The sequence below is a fragment of the Paraburkholderia sp. EB58 genome, from assembly GCF_050436665.1.
Classification (GTDB): domain Bacteria; phylum Pseudomonadota; class Gammaproteobacteria; order Burkholderiales; family Burkholderiaceae; genus Paraburkholderia.
The window spans coordinates 258,756-279,415 of record NZ_JBNDMQ010000009.1 but is presented as its reverse complement, the minus strand read 5'-3'; the positions used below and the strand labels follow the sequence as shown (position 1 = coordinate 279,415).

Genomic DNA, 20,660 nt, shown 5'->3' with positions numbered 1-20,660 from the left:
TAGCAGATGAAGAGGCGTGTTCGAGTGGAAGGCTGAACGTTATCACGCGTCCACAACTTTCGGCTTCCCAGCCGGACCGCGCGCGCGCGCGGATCTGGCTGCTGCTACTGGCTCGGCCGCAGCCATGGCGGCTTGCTCCCGCGTACCAAACCAGGCGTCCAGTGCGGCGTCGAGGACGGTGTCGAGCGGCACAGTCGGAAAGACCGGACAGGTCAGATTGAGCGCCACGATGCCGTGCATGGTGGCCCACAACGCCTGGGATAAAACCGCGCCATCCGCTGACGCCGGCAGGCGCCCCGCCGCTCTCAGCTCGTCGAGCGCGTCCACCATCAGACGCATCGACGCGTCGCCGGAATCGTGGCCCGCTGCGGGGTTGATCACGCGGGTGTCGGCCTGAGTGTTGGCCTGGTTGTCGGCCGGCCTGTCCGTCAGGTGACCCGCCTGGCGATCCGCCTTATGTTCTGCCGGGCTATTCGCCTGATGATTCGCCTCGCTGCCTGACGCCTTCTCCGCTTCGCTGGCGCCGCCAAGCGCCGCTCCCAGATAGGTCGGATCTTCCATGAAGATCAGCCGGTAGGTCTGCGGATGGGCGACGCCGAAGGCCACGTACGCACGGGCCAGCGCCTTGAGCCGCTCGGCCGGATCCGCGATCTGTGCGAGCGGCTCGAAGCTGGCAAGAAGTTGCGCATAACCCTGCGCGCACAGCGCCCGCGCAATCTCGTCGCGGCTCGCAAAGTACAGGTATAGCGTTGCCGGTGAGTATTCGATGGCGTCGGCAATCTTGCGCATCGATAGCGCCGCGAACCCTTCGCGTATCACGATGCGCTGCGCCGCCTCGAGGATGCGGTCGCGCAGCGCCTGCTTCTCGCGAGTCTTTCGTTCATTGATTCCCATGCCACGCATTTTCCGGTTGACAAACTGAAAAGTCAAATTAAACTGAACACTGTTCACTGAACGATGTTCATAAAAAGTTATGCTGTCATTTTGATGACGTACTGGTCAATCGCGCAGTCAAATCACCTGTTCAAGGAGTGGGCATGGAAAACGCAGGAAAAGTCGGCCTGTTCGGCGCCGCCGGGGCGATCGGGCAAAGCATTGCTACCGCGCTCGGCGCCGCCGGCCGGGACTATCGGGTCATCGGACGCTCACGTGGCTCGCTGGAAGCGGCTTTCGGCCAGGATCCGCATGCTGAGATCGCCACGTGGGATCCGGACGAGCCGGCGTCGATCGCCGCTGCGGCCCAAGGCTTGCAAACGGCCATTTATCTGGTCGGCGTGCCCTACCACCAGTTCGAAATGCACCCGCCGCTAATGGAAAAGACCCTGGTCGGCCTAAGCGCAGCAGGCGTCCAACGCCTGATCCTGATCGGCACGGTCTATCCGTACGGACGCGCGCGCAGCCAGCCGGTGACGGAAGATCATCCGCGTGAACCGCATACGTTTAAAGGCCAGATGCGGCTCGCCCAGGAGAATCTGGTGCTCGAAGCGCACGGCCGTCACGGACTCTCGACGCTCGTACTGAGGCTGCCTGACTTCTACGGCCCTGGCGTCGAACGAAGCTTTCTGAATGGTGTGTTTGAAAGCGCGGTGCGCGGCACGCGTGCGCAGATGATCGGCCCTATCGATGTGCCGCATGAGTTCGTGTTCGTACCGGATGTGGGCCCCGTCGTCGAGACGCTCACGCGCACCCCCGAGGCCTACGGCCGCTGGTGGCACCTAGCAGGCGCCGGCACGATCACCCAGCGCGAGGTCGCCGCCAAAGCTTATGCGCTGGCCGGACGCGAACCCAAGCTGATGGTCGTCGGCAAGCCAATGCTGCGTGTGCTCGGCCTGTTCAATCCGCTGCTGCGGGAAATGGTGGAGATGAGTTACCTGATGAGCGAGCCAGTCGTGCTCGACGACAGCGCGTTGCAGGCGTTGATTGGGCCGATCAAAAAGACCTCGTACGACGAGGGTATCCGCCTTGCGTTTGCGGCCGCGCAAGACACGCTGAAGGTCGCGGCCTGAGGTGGCGCAGCACGGCATGCGCCGACATTAGCCGCACATCGCCCCTTGTTGACCAACCGGCTACATCACAAGCCGGCCACGTTGCCTGGCGGAAAATGTCCGCTCTTCAGCAGCACCGGGGTGCCGTTGCTGATCTGCAGATGCTCGCGTGCCACCTCTTCGATACGTCCACGCCCCGCGTCGAAGGCACGCATCCAGCCTTCGCGGTCTTCGGAGCACGCGCCGAAATGATCTTCGAGCGCTTCGACCGAGATCGCGCACGGCACGGTCTCGCCGTCCACCAGCGCGCGGAACACGACAGTCAGATTGGAATCGCGGTAAGCGGGCGCATCCGCGGGAAACCGAATTTCCATGGTCGCCTCATCAGAAGAATCCGTCGGGAAGTCAGACGCCGGAGCAACAGACCCAGCGAAATCGGACATCGCGCTTATGGTACTCGCCGGACTGCACCGCGGTCCACCCTCGGACACGCTTGACGAGGAGCCAAGGTGCAATCGGACCACCGCGCGGCCAGGTCGCGGCCACCAGGCAGCCACCGCGCAGCCACCGTGCGGTAGCTGATCGGCCGTGGCCCGAAAACACAATAAAGCGCTTCCTTCAATCACGTTCGACCAACCGGTCGATGTAAGCCCTCGCGGCCTGTTCGACATGTTCGAGGGCCTGCGTTTCGGTGGCGAAGCGATGTTCGTCCCCGAGGTCAAGCAAGCTTTCGAAGCAGTGCGGATCGTCCGGACCGCGTTGCGACAGGCTCACCGAACCGACATAAATTCCGTCGGGCTCGCCTGCCTGCGGCGCCGTTTCATGCGTGGCGACAAGGCGCGCGGCAGCACTGATGTAATACCCGCGGTACGGACCGCTCACACGTTCTGCCATATACGTTCTCCTCTTTGGATTACACGAACCGCCTCCGGCACGGGGCCGCCGGTCAAGCGCACCAATGCCAATCGCGTGCGCCCAACAGATATAAGTCACGTTTGGAGGCGATAAGTTCTCGGTGAAAAAAAAGCATTGCGCCGCACTTGCGCGGCGCGATGTTGTCGAACGAGGTGGCCGGCACGATCCGTGCGTAGGCCTTTCTCGGTCCAGGAATCCGCAATATGGGAAAATACTTTTTAGAGCAAGCTGAAATCCCCGAGCCCGATGCGGCCAACACATGGTTCGCTTACGCCGGCGCGCACGGCATCGAGATTCCGAAGGCCATCAGCATCTGGGAAGATGCTGCCACTGAGACCGGTGCCGGGAGCCGCCGCATCGTCAGGAGCGCGGGCATCACAATCGACCCGTGCCTCGACTGAACCACGCCTTACCGCCTTCAGTTGCCGCTCGCGCTGCTGCCGCGAAGCGGTCGCAACAACATCATTTTCGCAATCCGTCTAAAGAGGACACACCATGAAGCAACTTACGCGGCGCTTTCGCCCGTCCGCCCGACGCCGTACCGCCATGGCAGCTCACGGCTTGAACCGTGGTGCGTTGGCGCGCATCGGCGCCCTGCCCGTTGCGGTGCTGGTCGCTTTGGCCCTAAGCGCGTGTGCATCGTCGAATACGACTTCGCTGATCAATCTGCCAAACGGCCAGACCGGCTTTGCAGTGAACTGCAGCGGCGCAGACGCCGGCTCGAGCTGGGCATCGTGCTACGTGCAAGCGGGGCAAGCTTGTGGCGCCACAGGCTACGACGTCATTTCCAAAGACAACGATGAAGGCGGCGCTGCCGGCGGCAGCGTCACCAACGTCGTCTCAGCCAACGTGAAAAACCGTTCGATGATCATCCGCTGCAAATAGAGCGCAACGGATCAGTGTGCCTGCATCTTCGAGAACAGGTTGAGCACGACGACACCTGAGATGATCAACCCTAGCCCGATGATGGCCGGCAAATCGGGCACCTGCCGGTACAGCACGACAGCGACCAGACTGATCAGGACGATGCCGGCTCCCGACCAGATCGCATAGACGATACCGACCGGAATGCTCCTGAGCGTCAAGGAAAGACAGTAGAACGCCACGCCATAGCCGAGCACCACGACGACGGCGGGCAACCAGCGCGAGAAGCCCTCCGACGCGCGCAGCGCGGAGGTGGCAATCACTTCGGCAACGATGGCGATGCCAAGGAGCGCATACGGCGGCACACGCATGGGCTCAGGCCTTTGCAAGCGCGAGCTTGCTGTAGTCCTGACCGAGGTGCGCACATAGCGCTTCTACAACCAGCTCGTGGTCGGCTCGTTGCGGTAAGCCGGACACCGTCACCGAACCGATCACACCGGCGCCTGTAACCGTCAACGGAAACGCGCCGCCATGCGATGCGTATTCGCTGAGCGGCAAGCCGTGCTTTTCGGCAAGCGTGCTGCCCGCCTGCTGCATGCGTAGACCGAGCGCATACGAACTGCGCCGGAAATGCGCCACCGTGTTGCCCTTGCGGCGCGCCCAGTCGACGTTGTCCGGCGTCGCGCCCGCGAGCAAGCTGAAGAACAATGGCTGGCCGAAGGTGCGGATGTCGATGGCGAGCGCGAGTCCGCGCGCCTTGGCTATCTCGTGCAGATAGGCGCCGAGCTGCCACGCACGGTCGGCATCGAAATGAGGGAACACGAGGGCGTTTTCCTGAGCAACAATCGACTGCAGATCGTGAGCGATGTCCATGGGCGGAAGAAGAACGAGAGCGAGAGAGGGATACGCCACCGCTACTAACCGGATACCAGTGCATATCCTCGGAAAGAAACGGAGTTACGACGCAGATGGAAAGCGGATTCTAGCGCAGCGCCTCTGATGACTCGTTCCGATATCCGCGCAACATCAGTGGCAATACGACATCGAGACGCTTCGCCTTCCTTACTGCAAACACTGCGGGGAGCGCATATCAGCACCGCCCTCACGCTGATGTTGAAGTCTGTTCTTAAAAAGGTATTGCGCGGGCATGCCGTTTGTCCTATAATCTTTTCTTCGACGGACGCGGGGTGGAGCAGTCTGGCAGCTCGTCGGGCTCATAACCCGAAGGTCGTAGGTTCAAATCCTACCCCCGCAACCAAGTACTTCGTCGCATCGAATAGCTGACGTCGAAAACATCAAGGGCTTGCCTAACCGGCAGGCCTTTTTTGTTTGCACCTCCTGTTTCTGCGTTCCTCGTCCTCTTCGTTCCTTCTACCCCACAGCTTTTTTTCGCGGTCTCGCTAAAAATTCTCCAGCATCGAATACAGCGCGATGACCCCGGCCGCACTCAGAACCAAACGGTTACCCGATAGCAGTGCGTGCAGCAACGGGTCCGAGAACAGCGATACGGCCAGTACGCACAGCGGGAAAAGACTGAGACCGCTGAAGAAATCCGCCGCAGTGATCGTGCAGAAAAACGCCCGCATTGGATGCACTCGCCTTGCCGAGCGCCGCACCGGCATACGCAGGCGTTTAACACAGCGGCCCCACGCCCATGCAACCGCCATCAAGTAGAAAAAGTCATCAACCCAACTTGCATCAATCTGTAGTCCGAAGAGATGCATGCCAACTTGAAGCGACTCAAACGCGAGTAAATTCTGTAAGCGTTGCCGCGCCTGCGCCGATCACAATGCCTATGGTCTGCATGTCAACCGACCGGTCGATCCAGCCGAAGAACATGCTGGCCGTGACCCCGCCGATCACCCCGCAACCGTAGATAAACCGAAGCCGATCGAAGTATTTTTTCTTAAACATAATGCCCTTCTCCTACCGCATTGCAAATGCCCTCACCGGGCCGCCAAATAGAGTAGCAATCCTAACGCAATCGCCAACCGCTTGCTAAGCGATTCTTCCGAAATGGCCGTCCGGCCAGGGCCGCCGACACCGCTCCCCACCCCAGCTTCATTGCCTCGCAATGGCCGCCATCTTCAAAGCTCGCCCTGGTGATAAACTCCTATCACCAATCTTCGTCCCCTTCCTATGAAATTCTGTTCTGTCTGCGGTCACCCGGTCAGCCTGAGCATTCCACCGGGCGACAATCGCGAGCGCTTCGTCTGCGCCAGTTGCGGTACCGTGCACTATCAGAATCCGCGCAACGTGGTCGGCACCGTTCCGGTCTGGGACGACAAGGTGCTGCTATGCCGCCGCGCCATCGAACCGCGCTACGGCTACTGGACGCTGCCCGCAGGTTTCATGGAAATGGGCGAGACCACGGCCGAAGGCGCCTCCCGCGAAACCCTCGAGGAAGCCGGCGCGCGCGTCGAGGTGCAGAGCCTGTTCTCGCTGCTCAACGTGCCGCATGTGCATCAGGTGCATCTGTTCTACCTCGCGCGGCTACTCGATCTCGATGTCGACGCCGGTGAGGAAAGCCTGGAAGTGCGGCTCTTCGAGGAGCACGAGATTCCGTGGGACGACATCGCATTTCCGACCGTCGGCCAGACCCTGCGCTTCTTCTTTGCTGACCGTAAGTCCGGCAGCTACGGGCTGCATACCGGCGACATCTTTCGCTCGCTGCGCGAAGGCTGAGCGGCACACGCATGGTTCCCTGGCTCGGACCCGACGATCCGTTCCCCGCTGTGGAGCGCGCGCTCGGCGCGTCGAGCGGCGCGCCGGGCCTGCTCGCCGCCAGCGCCGACCTGCTGCCGTCGCGTCTCATCGAGGCCTACCGGCGCGGCATCTTCCCCTGGTATTCCGACGGCCAGCCGGTGCTCTGGTGGAGCCCCGATCCGCGCATGATCCTGCGTCCGGCTGAATTCAAGGTCTCGCCCTCGCTGCGCAAGACGCTCAAGCGCGTGCTGCGCGACGACGCGTGGGAAATCCGCGTCGATCACGATTTCGCCGCCGTGATGCGTGCCTGCGCGCTCGCGCCGCGCCATGGGCAGCGCGGCACCTGGATTACCGCCGACGTCGTGGAAGCCTATTCGTCGTTGCATCGCGCGGGCGAAGCGCACAGCATCGAGACCTGGTTCGAAGGCGAGCGCGTGGGCGGCCTGTATGGCGTGTCGTTCGGCCGGATGTTCTTTGGCGAATCGATGTTCGCCGAGGTGACCGATGCGTCGAAAATGGCGCTCTCCGCGCTTGTCGGACACTTGCGACGTCACAAAATAGAAATGATAGACTGCCAGCAGAACACGTCGCATCTGGCGTCGCTGGGCGGTCGCGAGATAGCGCGCAAGGCGTTCATCGCGCATGTCCGCGCGTCTGTCGATGCCGCGCCCATCCCCTGGCGCTTCGACAAGACGGTCCTGCTCGATGTCGTCGCGCCCGCGGCGTAACGAGCAAAGCCGGGCCCGCTGATACTACGGCGGGTGTGAAATACCAGAGACGCTTCGAGAGCTGCCAACGTGACGCACCCCAACGAGCTGCCGCTTTCACCCCTTTCCGCGCTGCAATTCTATGCAACGGCGCCGTACCCCTGCAGCTATCTGGAGGGGCGTGTGGCACGCTCGCAGGTTGCCACGCCAAGCCACCTGATCAACTCTGATGTTTACACCGACCTTGTCAAGGCTGGCTTCCGGCGCTCGGGCGTGTTCACCTACCGCCCCTATTGCGACGGCTGCCGCGCGTGCGTGCCGGTGCGCGTACCGGTAGACCGGTTCGAGCCAAGCCGCACGCAGCGCAAGGTGTGGAAAAAGCACGGCGGCCTCATCGCCACGGTCGCCCCGCTGCACTACGACGAAGAACACTATGCGCTCTACATGCGCTATCAGTCGGCGCGGCACGCGGGCGGCGGCATGGATCGCGACAGCCGCGACCAGTACGAACAGTTCTTGCTGCAAAGCCGGATCAACTCTCGGCTCGTCGAATTCCGTGAGCCGCTGGCCGGCTATCCGGATGCGCCAGGCATCCTGCGCATGATCAGCATGATCGACATCCTCGGCGACGGGCTGTCGTCGGTCTATACCTTCTTCGAGCCGGATCTGCCCCACAGCAGCTTCGGCACCTACAACATCTACTGGCAGATCGAACAGGCGCGTAGCCTGCGCCTGCCCTACGTTTATCTGGGCTACTGGATCCGCGAGAGCCAGAAGATGGCGTACAAGGCCAACTTCCGTCCGCTCGAGGGCCTCGTCGACAGCAGCTGGAAGACACTCGATCCGCACAGCCTCGAGCTGGCGCCGGTCGACGCCGCGATCCAGGGCCGGCGCGGCCCGGTACGGTTGTGACATCGAAGGCGCCGACACGCTCCGGCCTACGCCCCCTGTCGTCTCGTTAAAGCCGGTAAAATGCTGGGTTCCCATTTTTAGCCGCCCGGCTCTGCCCCGTGTTCAGTTCCCTCTACCCGCTCGTACGCGCCCAACTCTTTCGCATGGACGCGGAAGACGCTCATCACCTGACCTTGCGCCTGCTCGGCGCGGCCGGCCGCACCGGCATCGCAGGCGCGCTTGCGCCGCATGTGCCGGACGCGCCGCGCACCGTGATGGGGCTCACCTTCCGCAACCCGGTGGGGCTCGCTGCCGGGCTGGACAAGGATGGCGCATGCATCGACGGACTGGCGGCCCTCGGCTTCGGCTTTATCGAAGTGGGCACCGTCACGCCGCGGCCGCAGCCGGGCAATCCGCGGCCGCGCATGTTCCGGCTGCCGGAGGCGAACGCCGTGATCAACCGGATGGGCTTTAACAACGCCGGGGTCGACCAGTTCGTGAGGAACGTGCAGGCCGCGCGCTATCGCGGCACGCTCGGCCTGAACATCGGCAAGAACGCCGACACGCCGATCGAGCGCGCCGCGGAAGACTATCTGTATTGTCTCGAACGCGTGTATCCGTTTGCGAGCTATGTGACGGTCAACATCTCCTCGCCGAACACGAAGAACCTGCGCCAGTTGCAAGGCGCGGGCGAACTCGATGCCCTGCTCGCCGCGCTTAAGGACAAACAGCAGCGCCTCGCCGACCTGCATGGCAAGCTGGTGCCGCTCGCCCTGAAGATCGCCCCGGACCTCGACGACGAGCAGATCAAGTCGATCGCCGATACGCTGCTGCGCCACCGCTTCGAAGGCGTGATCGCCACCAATACGACGCTCTCGCGCGCCGCCGTCACGGGCCTGCCGCACGCTGATGAAACCGGCGGCCTGTCGGGCAAGCCGGTGTTCGATGCGTCCAACGAAGTGATCCGCAAGCTGCGCGCCGAAGTCGGCGACACGGTGCCGATCATCGGCGTCGGCGGCATCTTCTCCGGCGAGGACGCGCGCGCCAAGCTCGCTGCGGGCGCGGCCCTGGTGCAGCTCTACACGGGCTTCATCTACCGCGGCCCCGCGCTGGTGGCAGAATGCGCGCAGGCGCTCGCCTGAACTGAGGCATGCAGGCCGCGAGGCGAAGCAGGGTCCGACCAGGTTATATAGGCATAAACAAACAGTATTTAAGTATTAATAGTCTGCTTTGTTATGCTTTCAGCTGTTCAAACGCCCCAAACGGGCAACAAGCACGAATAAAGGAACACGATGAAGTTTGGCTTGCTGAAAAACATTCTGGTGGCCGGCCTGATTGGCGCCTCGTTCACCGCCGTCGCGGCCCACGCGGACGACCTGCTCGATCAGGTCAAGCAACGCGGCACGCTGCGCATCGGCCTCGAAGGCACGTTCCCGCCGTTCGACTCAAAGGCGCCGTCGGGTGAGCTGGTCGGCTTCGACGTGGACATCGCCAAGGCGGTCGCCGCCAAGCTCGGCGTGAAGCCCGAGTTCGTCACGACGGAATGGAGCGGCATCATCGCGGGCCTGCAGGCCGGCAAGTTCGATGTGATCGTCAACCAGGTCGGTATCACCGACGCCCGCAAGCAGGTGCTCGACTTCTCGCCCGGCTACACCTTCTCGGCTGCGCAACTGATCCAGCGTAAAGACGATACGCGCCAGTTCAAATCGCTGGATGATCTGAAGGGCAAGAAGCTCGGCGTCGGTCTGGGCACAAACTATATGGACATGGCGAAGTCGGTGCCGGGCATCGACGTCAAGACCTATCCGGGCGCGCCTGAGTATCTGGCCGATCTGGCGGCCGGGCGTCTAGATGCGGCACTCAACGACCGCCTCATGCTCGCCTACCTGCTGAAGACCTCGCCGCTGCCGCTGCGCACCGGCTCGCTGGTTGGTACCGCCACGCCGTCGGGCATTCCGTTCAAGAAGGGCAATCCGAAGTTCGCCAAGGCGATCGACGACGCGATGAGCCAGCTCGAAGCGGATGGCACCTTTGCGAAGATCTCCGACAAATGGTTCGGCATCGACGTGACCAAGCCCATCGCGAACTGATCGCGCCAACTGCAAGACGCAACGCGGAACACAAGGCGGCATCCTGGCGATGCCGCCTTTTTCTTTGTCAGGACGCCAACGCGCGCGGCCTTTGCGAGCGTGCGTATACGTCCCGCGCCACGACCCGTTTATGATGTGCGCTTTGCTGCATACAACACTCACCGCCCATGTCCACCACTTCCCTGCTCGTCCAATCGCTTCCGGTGCTCGCTCAGGGCGCCGTCCTGACGGTCAAGTTCGCGGTCCTGTCGATGATTTTCGGGCTGCTGGCCGCCAGCGTGCTCGCCGTGATGGGAATCAGCCACAACCGGGCGTTGAACTGGATCGCGCGGGTCTATGTGAGCCTGATGCGCGGCACGCCGCTGCTGGTGCAGATCTTCGTGATCTATTACGGCCTGCCGAGCCTCGGTATCTCGCTCGATCCGACGCCCGCAGGCGTGATCGCGCTGTCAGCCAATGTAGCCGCCTATCTGTCCGAGAGCATGCGCGGCGCGATCCTCGGCATTCCGAGCGGCCAGTGGCTGGCTGCGTATAGCCTCGGCCTGTCGCGGCGCCAGACCCTGCGCTATGTGATTGCACCACAGGCGCTGCGCATCGCCGTGCCGAGCCTGTCGAACAGTCTGATCAGCCTGATCAAGGACACTTCGCTGGTCTCGGTGATCACAGTGACCGAGCTCTTGAGAAGCGCGCAGGAAGTCATCGCGTCGACCTATCAGCCGCTGCCGCTTTACCTCGCGGCCGCCGCGATTTACTGGGTCCTCTGCCAGGCGCTCGAGTGGGTGCAGCGCTGGTACGAGCAGCGCCTCGCGCTGCCCACGCGGCACTGAACCGGTCGGGCTGCCGCGGCCGCTGAAGCCACCTAAGCTGCCCGCGTCACCGGGTCACTGGTGCCCGGGCCGCCTGCTCAGCGCGAAGCGAGCGGCGCGTCGAGCCGCGCGCCGAAGCGGCTGAAGCGCGGCTCATAGTAATGGTCGGGGTCGAGCGAGAACGCCACGCGGCGTGTGCGGCCCATCAACTCCCCGCGCGGGAAAAAGCCGAAGTAGCGCGAATCCGCGCTGTTGTCGCGATTGTCGCCAAGCATCAGGTATTGACCCGGCGGCACGATCACCGGCCCGAACGAATTGCGCGGGCTCGGCGACTCGGGTGAGAGCCGCACCGTATGCGTCACGCCGTCGAAACGCTCGGTCAGATAGTCGCCCGGCGATGACACGTCGCCCGGCAGCGGACCGAACTTCAGCGGCTGATAGGCGGCACGCACCCCGTTCACATACAGCACGTTGTCGCGCATCGCCACGCTGTCGCCCGGCAGGCCGATCAGCCGCTTGACGATCAGTTCGTGCGCCGCCGACGAATCGATCGTTACAATGTCGCCGCGCTGCGGGTCGTGCAAATGCGCGATCGCGATATGCGTGAGCGGCACGCGCAGATCGTAGGCCATCTTGTCGACAAGGATGCGGTCGCCTTCGCGGATGGTCGGCAGCATCGAGCCGCTCGGCACCACGTTCCAGTCGGCAATCGCGCTGCGAAACAGGACCATCAGGACGAGAAAGGCGACGAGACTCTTGTTGTCGCGCCACAATTTTCCAAGCATGCGCATCGAGGACAGCTCCTGCGGAAGGTAATCGAAAGCTTTTGGCGGCACCCGGGCACCGCGCCGACGCAAATCGTACCACTGCGAGCTGCGGTCAACGTGGCGGCGGGTTGAGGCGTATCTCTACCGCTACGGCGCTCAGCGCGTCGTGTCTGCGCCAACGCGGCGCCGTCCCGCCGCCCGCTCACTCCCCCGCGAACCGAAGTCCGAGCGCGGCGCGCGCCGCATCGGCCATCGCAATCATCTGCAACGATTTGGCATGCGGCATCAACGGACTCTCCAGCTGGCCCGCGCGGATCAGCTCGCAGAAATGCGCGGTCTCATAGTTGAGGCCGCCGCCTTCGAACGGCACATCCAGTTCGACGACGCGGCCGTCGCCATAGCGGATCGTCGCGCGCGCCGGGTTCCACCAGTTCTCGTGAATCGTCACGTGGCCACCGGGCGCAAGCAGTAGTGCGTCGCCCTTGCCGTACAGATCGAGCCCGCAGAACAGTTGCGCGATGCCGCGCTCATGCTGGCTATTGAGGCTCGCGAAAGTGTCGACGCCGGTTGGCCCGAGCCGCCCCAGCGTCTGCACTTCGAGCGGTGCGCCGAGCCAGTCGACGGCCAGAAACATCTCGTAGATGCCGATATCGAGCAGCGCCCCGCCGGCATGCTCGAAGGAGAACGAAGGATGATCGGGCGGCACGTTCGCGGCCGAACAACCGGCCCGCACGAGACCGATGTCGCCGATCGGGTCGGCGGCCAGATGGGCGCGCAGCGCCCTGTAGAGCGGGTAGAACGGCGGCTTCATCGCCTCCATGAAGAGCCGTTGTGCTTTACGCGCCGCCGCGAGCACGCGTTCGAGTTGCGGCGCGTTGATGGTCGCCGGTTTTTCGCACAGCACATGCAGGCCCGCTTCGAGCGCGGCGACGGCGTAGTCGACGTGGCTGTCCTGCAGGGTGGCGATGTAGAGGGCGTCAATGCCGCTTGCAAGCAATGCCTCGAAGCGGGCGCAGACGGTGCCGCCGTATTCCTCGGCAAAAACTGCGGCGGGTTCGGGACGGCGCGACCAGAGCGCCGTGAGTTGTGCCGCCGGCACATGTGCGAGACCTTGCGCGAAGCGGCGGGCAATGCGGCCCGTGCCGACGATGCCCCAGCGAATTACGGCAGTGTCGCCGACGGGGACGTCGAAGAGCGGCTTCGTTGCAGGCGCAACGTTCATGGGGCCCGTTGCGGGGGCGGCTTCCAGCGCGTCCCCTGCGGGGACGGCCTCCAGAGCATTCTTCATTGGGCGTTCGAGTTCCGGTGCAGTTGAGACCAGACATCATTGTCGCTCAGGTCGACCCACCCGTCGTATGCCCTGCCGCTACGATGCCTGCCCCACCCGCCCAGCCGCCGACCCCGCACACGAAGGCGCGGCGCCAGCCCCATCACCCATGAACGGGCGGTTCGACCGAAAACATGTTGCCCATCTCCTCCGCGGTGTAGTCGATCAACGCCAGCGAAGCCGCTTCCGCAGCCTTCGGATCGCGGCGCTCGATAGCATCCACCACGCGTCCGTGGTTCGCCACCACGGCCTCCCAGGCACCCGCCTTGTTCATCACGAGCGGATTGACCGCCGCCAGCGCGCCGCGGATGATCGCCGCCATCTGCTGGAAGAACTGATTGCCGCTCGCCACCACGACGCGCGTATGCAGCAGCTCGTCGGCGGCCTGATAGCCGGGTTCGTCCGGCCGGATAGTGCGGAAGGCGTCGTAGGCATCGCGAATCCCTGCGATGTCCGCCGCACTGCCCCGCGCCGCCGCCTGAGCACACGCGCGCGGCTCGATCAGAACGCGGAATTCGATCACGTCGCGCAAGAACAGCGGATCGGGCTTCGCACGAAAGCGCCAGTTCACGACATCCTCATCGATCATCCGCCAGTCGCGCATCGGCCTGATGCGCGTGCCTATCTTCGGCCGCACATCGAGCATATCGCGCGCGAGCAGCATCGACAGCGCTTCGCGCATCACCGTTCGACTGACGTCGAAATCCTTGGACAGCACATCCTGCGGTGGCAGCACAGCGCCATATTTTTCTTCGACGATGCCCGTGACGAGCCCGTCCATGACCTTGCTGACCAACGAACGATCCTTGTTTCCCTGTTCCATGACACTCTCCCCGAAGCGGGTGATCCCCCCCGCGTAGCCTGTTAGTCAAGCGGCCCTCGTGTGTCGTTTTGTGTTGTTTTTTGTTGTATTAATCGATACGTTGCTAGCTTCAACCCAGATGCGCCAGTTGGGAAACGTCCTGACAGGGTTATCCCTCTGAAGAATTGTTTCGTTCATGTAACGCGCGGCCCGGTCACGAGCCGCAAGCTTGCGCCATAAGCATGCGTGAGCCTCGCAAATTGCATCGTGCGACGACACACGTACTCGAGTTGATTGGACGATCGGCCACCCGTCGTGATCACGACGATACCGCTAGCAGAGAGGCCGGGCACGTGCTGTACGCGCTCGTGGAAGTTCGACGGGGCGGCTGGGTCCTGAGCCGCCCCCTGAGTTCGTCTCATTGGCCGGAAGCGTCCTTAGACTCATTGCCCGTAGCGGTAACACGGCCGTATCGATCATCGAAGCGCACGATGTCGTCCTCGCCGAGGTAGCCACCCGATTGCACCTCGATGAGTTCAAGCGGCGTCTTACCGGGATTCTCGAGCCGGTGCGTCACACCGAGAGGAATGTAGGTCGACTGGTTTTCGGACAGTAAGAACACTTCATCGCCACGTGTGACGCGCGCTGTGCCGCGCACAACCACCCAGTGTTCGGCGCGATGGTGATGCATCTGCAGCGACAGACGGCCCCCCGGTTTCACGACGATGCGTTTGACCTGGAAGCGCTCGCCATGATCAAGCGAGTCGTAGAAGCCCCAGGGCCGCTGCACCTTGCGGTGCTCCTGTGCTTCCGCCCCGTGCTCGGCCTTGAGCCTGCCGACTATGGCCTTCACATCCTGCACCCGGTCTTTCGCCGCAACGAGCACCGCATCGGCCGTTTCGACAATCACCACACCCGTCAGGCCGACACACGCCACGAGGCGCCCTTCCGAATGGACAAAGCTGTCCGACGCGCCTTCGAACAGCACACGTCCTCGTGCGACGTTGCCATCGGCGTTCTTCTCCGAGACCTGCCACACCGCATCCCATGCCCCCACGTCGGACCAGCCCGCGACGAGCGGCACGACGACACCCGTGAGGCGGGCATCCGAGCCAATGCGTTCCATTACTGCGTAGTCGATCGAGTCGGACGGACAAGCGGCAAACGCGGCACGATCCAGATGGACGGTACCATCAGCGTCCAGCCGTGCTTTCTTAAATGCGTTCTCGCATGCGGTGGCAATCTCCGGGTGGCAATGTGCAATCGCCGCCTGCCAAACCGATGCGCGCACGACGAAAATGCCACTGTTCCACCAGTATTCGCCTGAGACGACGTAGTGCTCGGCCAGTTCCTGATCCGGCTTTTCGACGAAGCGATCGATAGAACGCGCACCGTTCGCTCCGAGCGCCGCGCCGGTGCGGATATAACCGTAACCAGTTTCGGCACGTTCGGGCGGGACGCCGAGCGTGACAATCGCGCCGTGCGCCGCATGAATTGCGGCCTCCCCCAGTGCTGCGGCAAAGGCGGCGTGATCGACGATCAAATGATCGGCGGGCATGACAATCAGCACCGGGTCGACCCCTTGTGCGGTGCCCGTCTGTGCCGCCAGTGCGGCCAGTGCGGCCACAGTCAGCGCCGGGGCCGTGTTGCGCGGCACCGGCTCGAGCATCATTCGAGTAGTCGTGGCGCTTCGTTCGAGGCAGTCCAATGTCAGCAGCCGCAGATCCTCGCAGCACACGACAAGCGGTTCTGCCTTTGTCACCGCAAGCGCTGGCGATGTGCCTGGCACGAAGGCGCTATCGATCCGCCGCAACGTCCCTTCGAGCAGTGACTTATCGTCGATCAGACCAATCAGCTGTTTCGGACAATGCTCACGCGAAAGTGGCCAGAGCCGCGTGCCGGAACCGCCCGCGAGGATCACGGGCTGCACGGTCACTTCCAAGGCCGCCGCCGTTGCATGCGCAGCCATTTCATTTGCGTGCGTCTCATAGCCTTCGACCGCACACGGCTCGGCGATTCGATTCATCTTGCCCCCTGTTGTCACGTTAGCGACGCCCCGACACACTGCGGCCAGAAGCGAGGCTAACGTTAAGCTCATTTAACCAAACGTGATCGTGCTTATCTGTACGACGTCGCACACATTACAAGGCAGCAAGCCGCACCGCCGACCACGACACCGGATACATCGCGTGCGTCACAACAGCTCGTACGTGTTCACGAAGGCGAGACCGGCGCGTTCGCGGCGAAAACCGCCAAAGCGCGGAACGCCGACGCGCGAATTCCACGTCAAACCGATAAACGGAATGCCATATTCGAGAAACGGTCCTTCCGTCTGACGGAAACCAAACTGCGCGTAGAAGCCACGCAGCTCGACCGGCGCCGTCGCCCGTACGCGACGCCCTGGCCAGCGCTCCGCAATCGCCTGCAGCACGCGTTCTATCAACAGCTCCGCTGTGCCATCGCCACGCCGCGCAGGGCTCGTTAGCACCCTGTCAATCAACACGTCCGGATCTTCCGCATCGCCCGGCTGGATACGCGCGTAAGCGATCACCGGCATCGGGCGCTGCATGTCTTCGACCGCAAAGACATGCAGCGCGGTCTCGTCGTGTCCATCTGCGTCGAGATATACGTGCGACTGTTCGACCACGAACACCGCACTGCGTGCACGCAGGATCAAATACATCTCCCGCGCAGTGAGCTGTTCGAACTCCAGAGTTTTCCAATTCATCACGGCTCTCTCCTGCGGTTCACATTCAAGACATGCGTATCAGTACTACGACACGTTACGTCTCCAAACCGCGTATTACCGTGCGGAATCACACCGTCCTGTCGCGACGTAATTCGCCAAACGCGATCGACCGTCCTCGATGCGGTCGAATCTACTGATCGTATGAAGACAGAGGCGTGCCTAATACCGTGTTTTACCCATCGTCGTTGGAACGCAGGACATCGCGCCGATGGACCTTACCAAAGACGATACATATTCGGAACGTGAAGATGATGGGTGTTCGCGCAATGCAAACACGTCAGGTTTCTTCGTGGGTCACCCGCCAACACGAACGCCAACGCGTTACAACGCAGACAGCGTCTCGCGGATGTCGCGCTTTCCCTTGTGGGTCGAGCCCCGGCGCTCGCAGTCTCATCGTGCCAACGAGCCGAGGCGCGGATTCACATGGGCAATCCGATGACCACTTCTGAATCACTGCGGTCGATCTGCCCCCTTCCTTCTAAACGCCAGCCCAGCAAGTGTTTCGGGCGTGCACAGGTAGATCAGCGATATCCCGCCCCGCAGCGTCAAGTCAATCAAATCATAGGCTTACATCAGAAAAAAAATTTGGACCACGTGCGTACTACGCGGATCCCGATGTACAGATTTGAAACAAAAACCCTCGTTTTGCAGCGCATCGAGCCAACGTATCTTCACTGAGCCGCATCAGTGTTCGCTTGAGCGCGTCTGGCACATTTGTCGCTTAACTGGCAGTGCAGCGAAACGACCGCGAACTATCAAAAGCCTGCGGCCAGCGAGGTCATACGAAGCAGCAACTGCTCAGCAATAGCTGCGACAAGATATGCAGTGACCCAATCTAAAACAGAAGGTCGCGTCACGCGACCTCTACGAGGACCAATCATGTTGACCATTCAATCAGATTTGCACGGAAATCATTTGCTGGGCGCTCTGCCCTCGCATGAATGGCAGGCTCTGGCTCCCCACCTCGAACTCGTTCATCTGCGCAACGAACAATTACTGTGCGACTCGGGGCAGCGCATCCACCACGTCTACTTTCCAACTTCCGCGATCATCTCCATGCTCTCGACGATGGAAGACGGCAGTTCGGTCGAGATCGCTGCAATCGGGCGCGAGGGCATGACGGGAGTGCCGATCCTGACCGGCGGTGAAACGATGCCCAATCGCGTACAGGTACAAAGCGCGGGTTTCGCGTACCGGATGAGCGCGCAGCAACTGAAACAGCAACTCGTGCGCTCCGACTTACTGCGTCGCCTGATGCTCCTTTACATGCACGCACTGCTCACCCAGGTCGCGCAGACCGCCGCGTGTAACCGGCACCACGCCCTCAGCAAGCAATTGTGCCGCTGGCTGCTCATCGCAGTCGACCGCGTCGCGTCCGACGAACTGACTGTTACGCAGCAATTGATCGCCGACATGCTTGGTGTACGCCGCGAGGGCATTACCGAAGCGGCGGGCAAACTGCATAGCGAAGGCCTGATTCATCATAGTCGCGGCCACATCAAGGTGCTCGACCGCAAGGGTCTCGAAGCGCGCGCTTGCGAGTGCTACGGCCTCGTCAAACGTGAGTTCGATCGGCTTCTGCCACTTTTTCTGCAGTCCGAAACGGTAGATTAAGAAGATCGAAAACGCGGAATAGACAACATGTTCAGAAATACTGCGCGTTGCATAGATGCAATATGCGTGATCGCGGGCGCACTGATCGCTCATGAGATTCGTTTCTCGGCGCCCTTCGAGCTTGGGGGCACCGAGCGAATCCTTATCGCCTTCAATTGCGTGCTTATGCTGCTGCTCTTTCCCGCATTTGGCGTGTATGACACCTGGCGCGGCAAGTCGCTGCCGATGATGCTTGCACGGGTCGCGACAGCATGGATCGTCGTCGCGGCAACCGGGCCCGTGCTGGTCTTCACCCTGCACAGGATGGATGCGGTATCGCGGTTATGGTTCGGCTATTCGACGCTGATCTCCGGGATGTTAATCGTCACATCCAAGCTCGCCATACATCTGCTTGTGCGTACGGCACGGCGACGCGGCCTGAATCACAAGACCGTCGCGATCGTCGGTGCGCCTGGCTTCTCGCGCACACTCCTCGCCCATATGGAACACGCATCGCACGCGGGCTACAAACCAGTTTGCGTATTCGACACCACGGCTGAAACAACCAGCCCGTTCAGCCCGCGGCTGGGCTCTCTACCGGTGCTAACCGATATCGACACGTTCGCCGCCAAGGTTCGAACTGAGCACATCAACGAAGTATGGCTTGCGTTGTCACTGTCGGAAGAACACACGATTTATCAATTCACACGCGCCTTCCGGCACGACTTCGTTAACCTACGCCTCATCCCCGATGTACGCAGCCTCGCGCTATTCAATAGTTCATTTACCGACGTGCTCGGCCTGCCGACGCTCAATCTGACAGCAACGCCGACCTCTCCGTTACAAATGTGGCCGAAGCTGATCTTCGACCGGCTGTTCGCAATGACCGCACTCACACTGCTCGCGCCGCTGTTCGCCGTGCTCGGCATCGCAATCAAGCTGACTTCGCCGGGACCGGTATTTTTCACGCAGGAACGCAAGGGTATCGACGGCCGCACGTTCCGTATCTACAAGTTTCGCTCGATGAAACTGCATCGCGAAGCAGCCGGACACCTGACACAGGCGAAGCGCGGAGATTCACGCGTGACGAAACTGGGCGCGTTCATGCGCCGCACGAGCCTCGACGAACTGCCACAGTTCTTCAATGTGCTTCTCGGACACATGTCAGTCGTGGGGCCTCGCCCGCACGCGCTCGAGCACGACGACTTCTACAAGGACCTCGTGTACGGCTATATGTATCGATATCGGATCAAGCCGGGGATCACAGGCTGGGCGCAAGTGAATGGTTATCGCGGCGCCACCACGAAAGTCGAGAAGATGGAAGCGCGCGTGAAATTCGACCTCTTCTATATTCATAACTGGTCGTTCTGGTTCGACATCAGAATCGTGTTCATCACGATCTTCAAGGGCATTCTCGGGCCCAACGCATATTGATTGAAATCGGGAGTCGATCGTGCAAGCGTCGTCTGCACCGATTGCACAACCACTTCTCAAATTCGAGAACTTCCTCTAAAAGCCTTTAGTGGACCGGACCCTCAATATCCGCTAATACAGCGAACTTCCAACTCACGACGTCGGATGTATCGTTTCGCGCTGCCCTCTTTAGTAAACGTAAACCGCCGGTTGTCCAAGCCAGGTGGGCGCGTGCCAGAAAATTCCATCTGGTTTGCCGGCGTGCGCGCCGGTCTTCGGTTGCCGCTCGAGCACGCAAAAAAGAACTCACGAGGGACGCTGCTGCAACAGACTGTTGCTTCCAGTAGGGTTAATCCGCGACCCCAAAGCCGGTAGAGTTCCCCCCGCGTCAGGCACAGGGCTCTCTGTTGCGCGTGACGCTGGTTCGCAAGAGCAAGCGTAAGGACTAGGAGCATAGGGTTTTTACGCGATCTTCATATAGTATTTCTTTTTGTGTGCTATAGTTCTTACCTTGAATTACGTTGCACTCCGTTGACAGAGGCGGGCTTAGCCTGCGGGCAGTGGTTGTTTAGCTGAACCTGTCGCCTATCGGATGCGCAAGTGGACCCAGTTGCTGAATCAAGGCGTCACGGAATATTCCGGCGGCGTCTTGGGGACATGCCGTGATCGCGAGAACACTCTGAATAGTCAGTGATTCCTCGCGCATGCGTATCGGACCATATATCAGCACGCTACTTGGATGTTGACGCACGCCTCTGGCGGTGCAACGTGTTCAGTGCGGTTGCCTCAACTGGCGTATCTGCCAGCTTTTCAGGTGTGACAAAGCGTCGTGTCTCCTTAAGAAATTCGGGGGCAGGGATCAATTCGTCCATTTGATTCGTGGTTTTCGCTAAGCCAAGTCTGTTCCGGTTACTCGCGATCCGCAAAATTTTTCTAGCGTACTTGTCGTGGCGACGCCTGCTTACAAACAGTAAGCACTACTACATATTGGTGCGTCGCTGTGCCTCAATCACCTTCATCTAGCTGGAGCTAAGTTTTGAAAATT

At 61.6% G+C, this 20,660-nt stretch carries 24 protein-coding genes and 1 tRNA gene; 12 read left to right on the top strand and 13 right to left on the bottom strand.

The features are described from left to right. Positions 1–42 precede the first annotated feature (42 nt). Complete coding sequence (locus P3T40_RS16150; protein ID WP_429268705.1) at positions 43–894, bottom strand: TetR/AcrR family transcriptional regulator; 852 nt, start codon at positions 892–894, stop codon at positions 43–45. Between the two features lie 143 nt (positions 895–1,037). Between P3T40_RS16150 and P3T40_RS16145 the strand changes: the two genes are divergently transcribed. Next, entirely contained in the window at positions 1,038–2,006 is a 969-nt protein-coding gene (locus P3T40_RS16145; RefSeq protein ID WP_429268704.1) for an NAD-dependent epimerase/dehydratase family protein, read from the top strand. Positions 2,007–2,071: 65 nt separating this feature from the next. On the opposite strand, the gene P3T40_RS16140 is transcribed toward P3T40_RS16145, so the two are convergent. Both P3T40_RS16140 and P3T40_RS16135 read right to left on the bottom strand, forming a co-directional pair. Beyond that, positions 2,072–2,359, bottom strand: coding sequence for a DUF1488 domain-containing protein (locus P3T40_RS16140; protein ID WP_429268703.1), 288 nt, complete (start codon positions 2,357–2,359; stop codon positions 2,072–2,074). A 244-nt stretch (positions 2,360–2,603) separates the two neighbouring features. After that, complete coding sequence (locus tag P3T40_RS16135) at positions 2,604–2,879, bottom strand: hypothetical protein (protein ID WP_429268702.1); 276 nt, start codon at positions 2,877–2,879, stop codon at positions 2,604–2,606. A gap of 224 nt (positions 2,880–3,103) precedes the next feature. On the opposite strand from P3T40_RS16135, the gene P3T40_RS16130 reads away from it, so the two are divergent. Then, complete coding sequence (locus P3T40_RS16130; RefSeq protein WP_429268701.1) at positions 3,104–3,301, top strand: hypothetical protein; 198 nt, start codon at positions 3,104–3,106, stop codon at positions 3,299–3,301. 145 nt (positions 3,302–3,446) lie between these two features. Beyond that, positions 3,447–3,785 (top strand): hypothetical protein, encoded by a 339-nt coding sequence (locus P3T40_RS16125; protein WP_429268739.1) that lies wholly within the window; start codon positions 3,447–3,449, stop codon positions 3,783–3,785. A gap of 11 nt (positions 3,786–3,796) precedes the next feature. Here P3T40_RS16125 and P3T40_RS16120 read toward each other — a convergent pair whose 3' ends face one another. Further along, complete coding sequence (locus tag P3T40_RS16120; RefSeq protein ID WP_429268738.1) at positions 3,797–4,129, bottom strand: DMT family transporter; 333 nt, start codon at positions 4,127–4,129, stop codon at positions 3,797–3,799. Positions 4,130–4,139: 10 nt separating this feature from the next. Continuing rightward, entirely contained in the window at positions 4,140–4,637 is a 498-nt protein-coding gene (locus P3T40_RS16115; protein ID WP_429268700.1) for a heme-degrading domain-containing protein, read from the bottom strand. A gap of 308 nt (positions 4,638–4,945) precedes the next feature. Between P3T40_RS16115 and P3T40_RS16110 the strand changes: the two genes are divergently transcribed. Next, positions 4,946–5,022 (top strand) — tRNA-Met (locus P3T40_RS16110). A gap of 142 nt (positions 5,023–5,164) precedes the next feature. Here P3T40_RS16110 and P3T40_RS16105 read toward each other — a convergent pair. Beyond that, positions 5,165–5,488 (bottom strand): hypothetical protein, encoded by a 324-nt coding sequence (locus P3T40_RS16105; RefSeq protein WP_429268699.1) that lies wholly within the window; start codon positions 5,486–5,488, stop codon positions 5,165–5,167. Between the two features lie 16 nt (positions 5,489–5,504). Further along, positions 5,505–5,678, bottom strand: coding sequence for a hypothetical protein (locus tag P3T40_RS16100; RefSeq protein WP_429268698.1), 174 nt, complete (start codon positions 5,676–5,678; stop codon positions 5,505–5,507). Positions 5,679–5,903: 225 nt separating this feature from the next. Between P3T40_RS16100 and P3T40_RS16095 the strand changes: the two genes are divergently transcribed. The 6 genes from P3T40_RS16095 to P3T40_RS16070 all read left to right on the top strand — a co-directional run bounded on the left by P3T40_RS16095 (position 5,904) and on the right by P3T40_RS16070 (position 10,985). Then, on the top strand, positions 5,904–6,449 hold the full coding sequence (locus P3T40_RS16095) for an NUDIX hydrolase (protein WP_429268697.1): 546 nt from the start codon (positions 5,904–5,906) through the stop codon (positions 6,447–6,449). 11 nt (positions 6,450–6,460) lie between these two features. Beyond that, complete coding sequence (aat, locus tag P3T40_RS16090) at positions 6,461–7,198, top strand: leucyl/phenylalanyl-tRNA--protein transferase (protein WP_429268696.1); 738 nt, start codon at positions 6,461–6,463, stop codon at positions 7,196–7,198. Positions 7,199–7,267: 69 nt separating this feature from the next. Continuing rightward, positions 7,268–8,089, top strand: coding sequence for an arginyltransferase (locus P3T40_RS16085; RefSeq protein WP_429268695.1), 822 nt, complete (start codon positions 7,268–7,270; stop codon positions 8,087–8,089). A gap of 98 nt (positions 8,090–8,187) precedes the next feature. Next, positions 8,188–9,210: a quinone-dependent dihydroorotate dehydrogenase gene (locus P3T40_RS16080; protein ID WP_429268694.1), complete on the top strand. Its 1,023-nt coding sequence runs from the start codon at positions 8,188–8,190 to the stop codon at positions 9,208–9,210. Between the two features lie 150 nt (positions 9,211–9,360). Then, positions 9,361–10,158, top strand: a complete 798-nt coding sequence (locus tag P3T40_RS16075; RefSeq protein ID WP_429268693.1) for a cystine ABC transporter substrate-binding protein — start codon at positions 9,361–9,363, stop codon at positions 10,156–10,158. A gap of 167 nt (positions 10,159–10,325) precedes the next feature. Next, positions 10,326–10,985, top strand: a complete 660-nt coding sequence (locus tag P3T40_RS16070; RefSeq protein ID WP_429268692.1) for an amino acid ABC transporter permease — start codon at positions 10,326–10,328, stop codon at positions 10,983–10,985. A 77-nt stretch (positions 10,986–11,062) separates the two neighbouring features. On the opposite strand, the gene lepB is transcribed toward P3T40_RS16070, so the two are convergent. From lepB to P3T40_RS16040, 6 genes are all read right to left on the bottom strand, one after another. Continuing rightward, entirely contained in the window at positions 11,063–11,755 is a 693-nt protein-coding gene (gene lepB / locus P3T40_RS16065) for a signal peptidase I (protein ID WP_429268691.1), read from the bottom strand. A gap of 178 nt (positions 11,756–11,933) precedes the next feature. Continuing rightward, on the bottom strand, positions 11,934–12,953 hold the full coding sequence (locus P3T40_RS16060; RefSeq protein ID WP_429268737.1) for a Gfo/Idh/MocA family protein: 1,020 nt from the start codon (positions 12,951–12,953) through the stop codon (positions 11,934–11,936). A 208-nt stretch (positions 12,954–13,161) separates the two neighbouring features. Continuing rightward, positions 13,162–13,881 (bottom strand): FadR/GntR family transcriptional regulator, encoded by a 720-nt coding sequence (locus P3T40_RS16055; protein ID WP_429268690.1) that lies wholly within the window; start codon positions 13,879–13,881, stop codon positions 13,162–13,164. Between the two features lie 173 nt (positions 13,882–14,054). Next, positions 14,055–14,282: a hypothetical protein gene (locus P3T40_RS16050; protein WP_429268689.1), complete on the bottom strand. Its 228-nt coding sequence runs from the start codon at positions 14,280–14,282 to the stop codon at positions 14,055–14,057. Further along, positions 14,279–15,886 (bottom strand): mannose-1-phosphate guanylyltransferase/mannose-6-phosphate isomerase, encoded by a 1,608-nt coding sequence (locus P3T40_RS16045; protein WP_429268688.1) that lies wholly within the window; start codon positions 15,884–15,886, stop codon positions 14,279–14,281. Before P3T40_RS16045 ends, P3T40_RS16050 begins: the two co-directional genes overlap by 4 nt. A gap of 168 nt (positions 15,887–16,054) precedes the next feature. Continuing rightward, positions 16,055–16,588, bottom strand: coding sequence for a GNAT family N-acetyltransferase (locus tag P3T40_RS16040; protein ID WP_429268687.1), 534 nt, complete (start codon positions 16,586–16,588; stop codon positions 16,055–16,057). 900 nt (positions 16,589–17,488) lie between these two features. On the opposite strand from P3T40_RS16040, the gene P3T40_RS16035 reads away from it, so the two are divergent. Together P3T40_RS16035 and P3T40_RS16030 are read left to right on the top strand one after the other, a co-directional pair. Continuing rightward, a complete protein-coding gene (locus P3T40_RS16035) occupies positions 17,489–18,223 on the top strand; it encodes a Crp/Fnr family transcriptional regulator (protein WP_429268686.1) in 735 nt (244 codons plus the stop codon). 27 nt (positions 18,224–18,250) lie between these two features. Then, on the top strand, positions 18,251–19,636 hold the full coding sequence (locus P3T40_RS16030) for an undecaprenyl-phosphate glucose phosphotransferase (protein ID WP_429268685.1): 1,386 nt from the start codon (positions 18,251–18,253) through the stop codon (positions 19,634–19,636). Positions 19,637–20,660 lie beyond the last annotated feature (1,024 nt).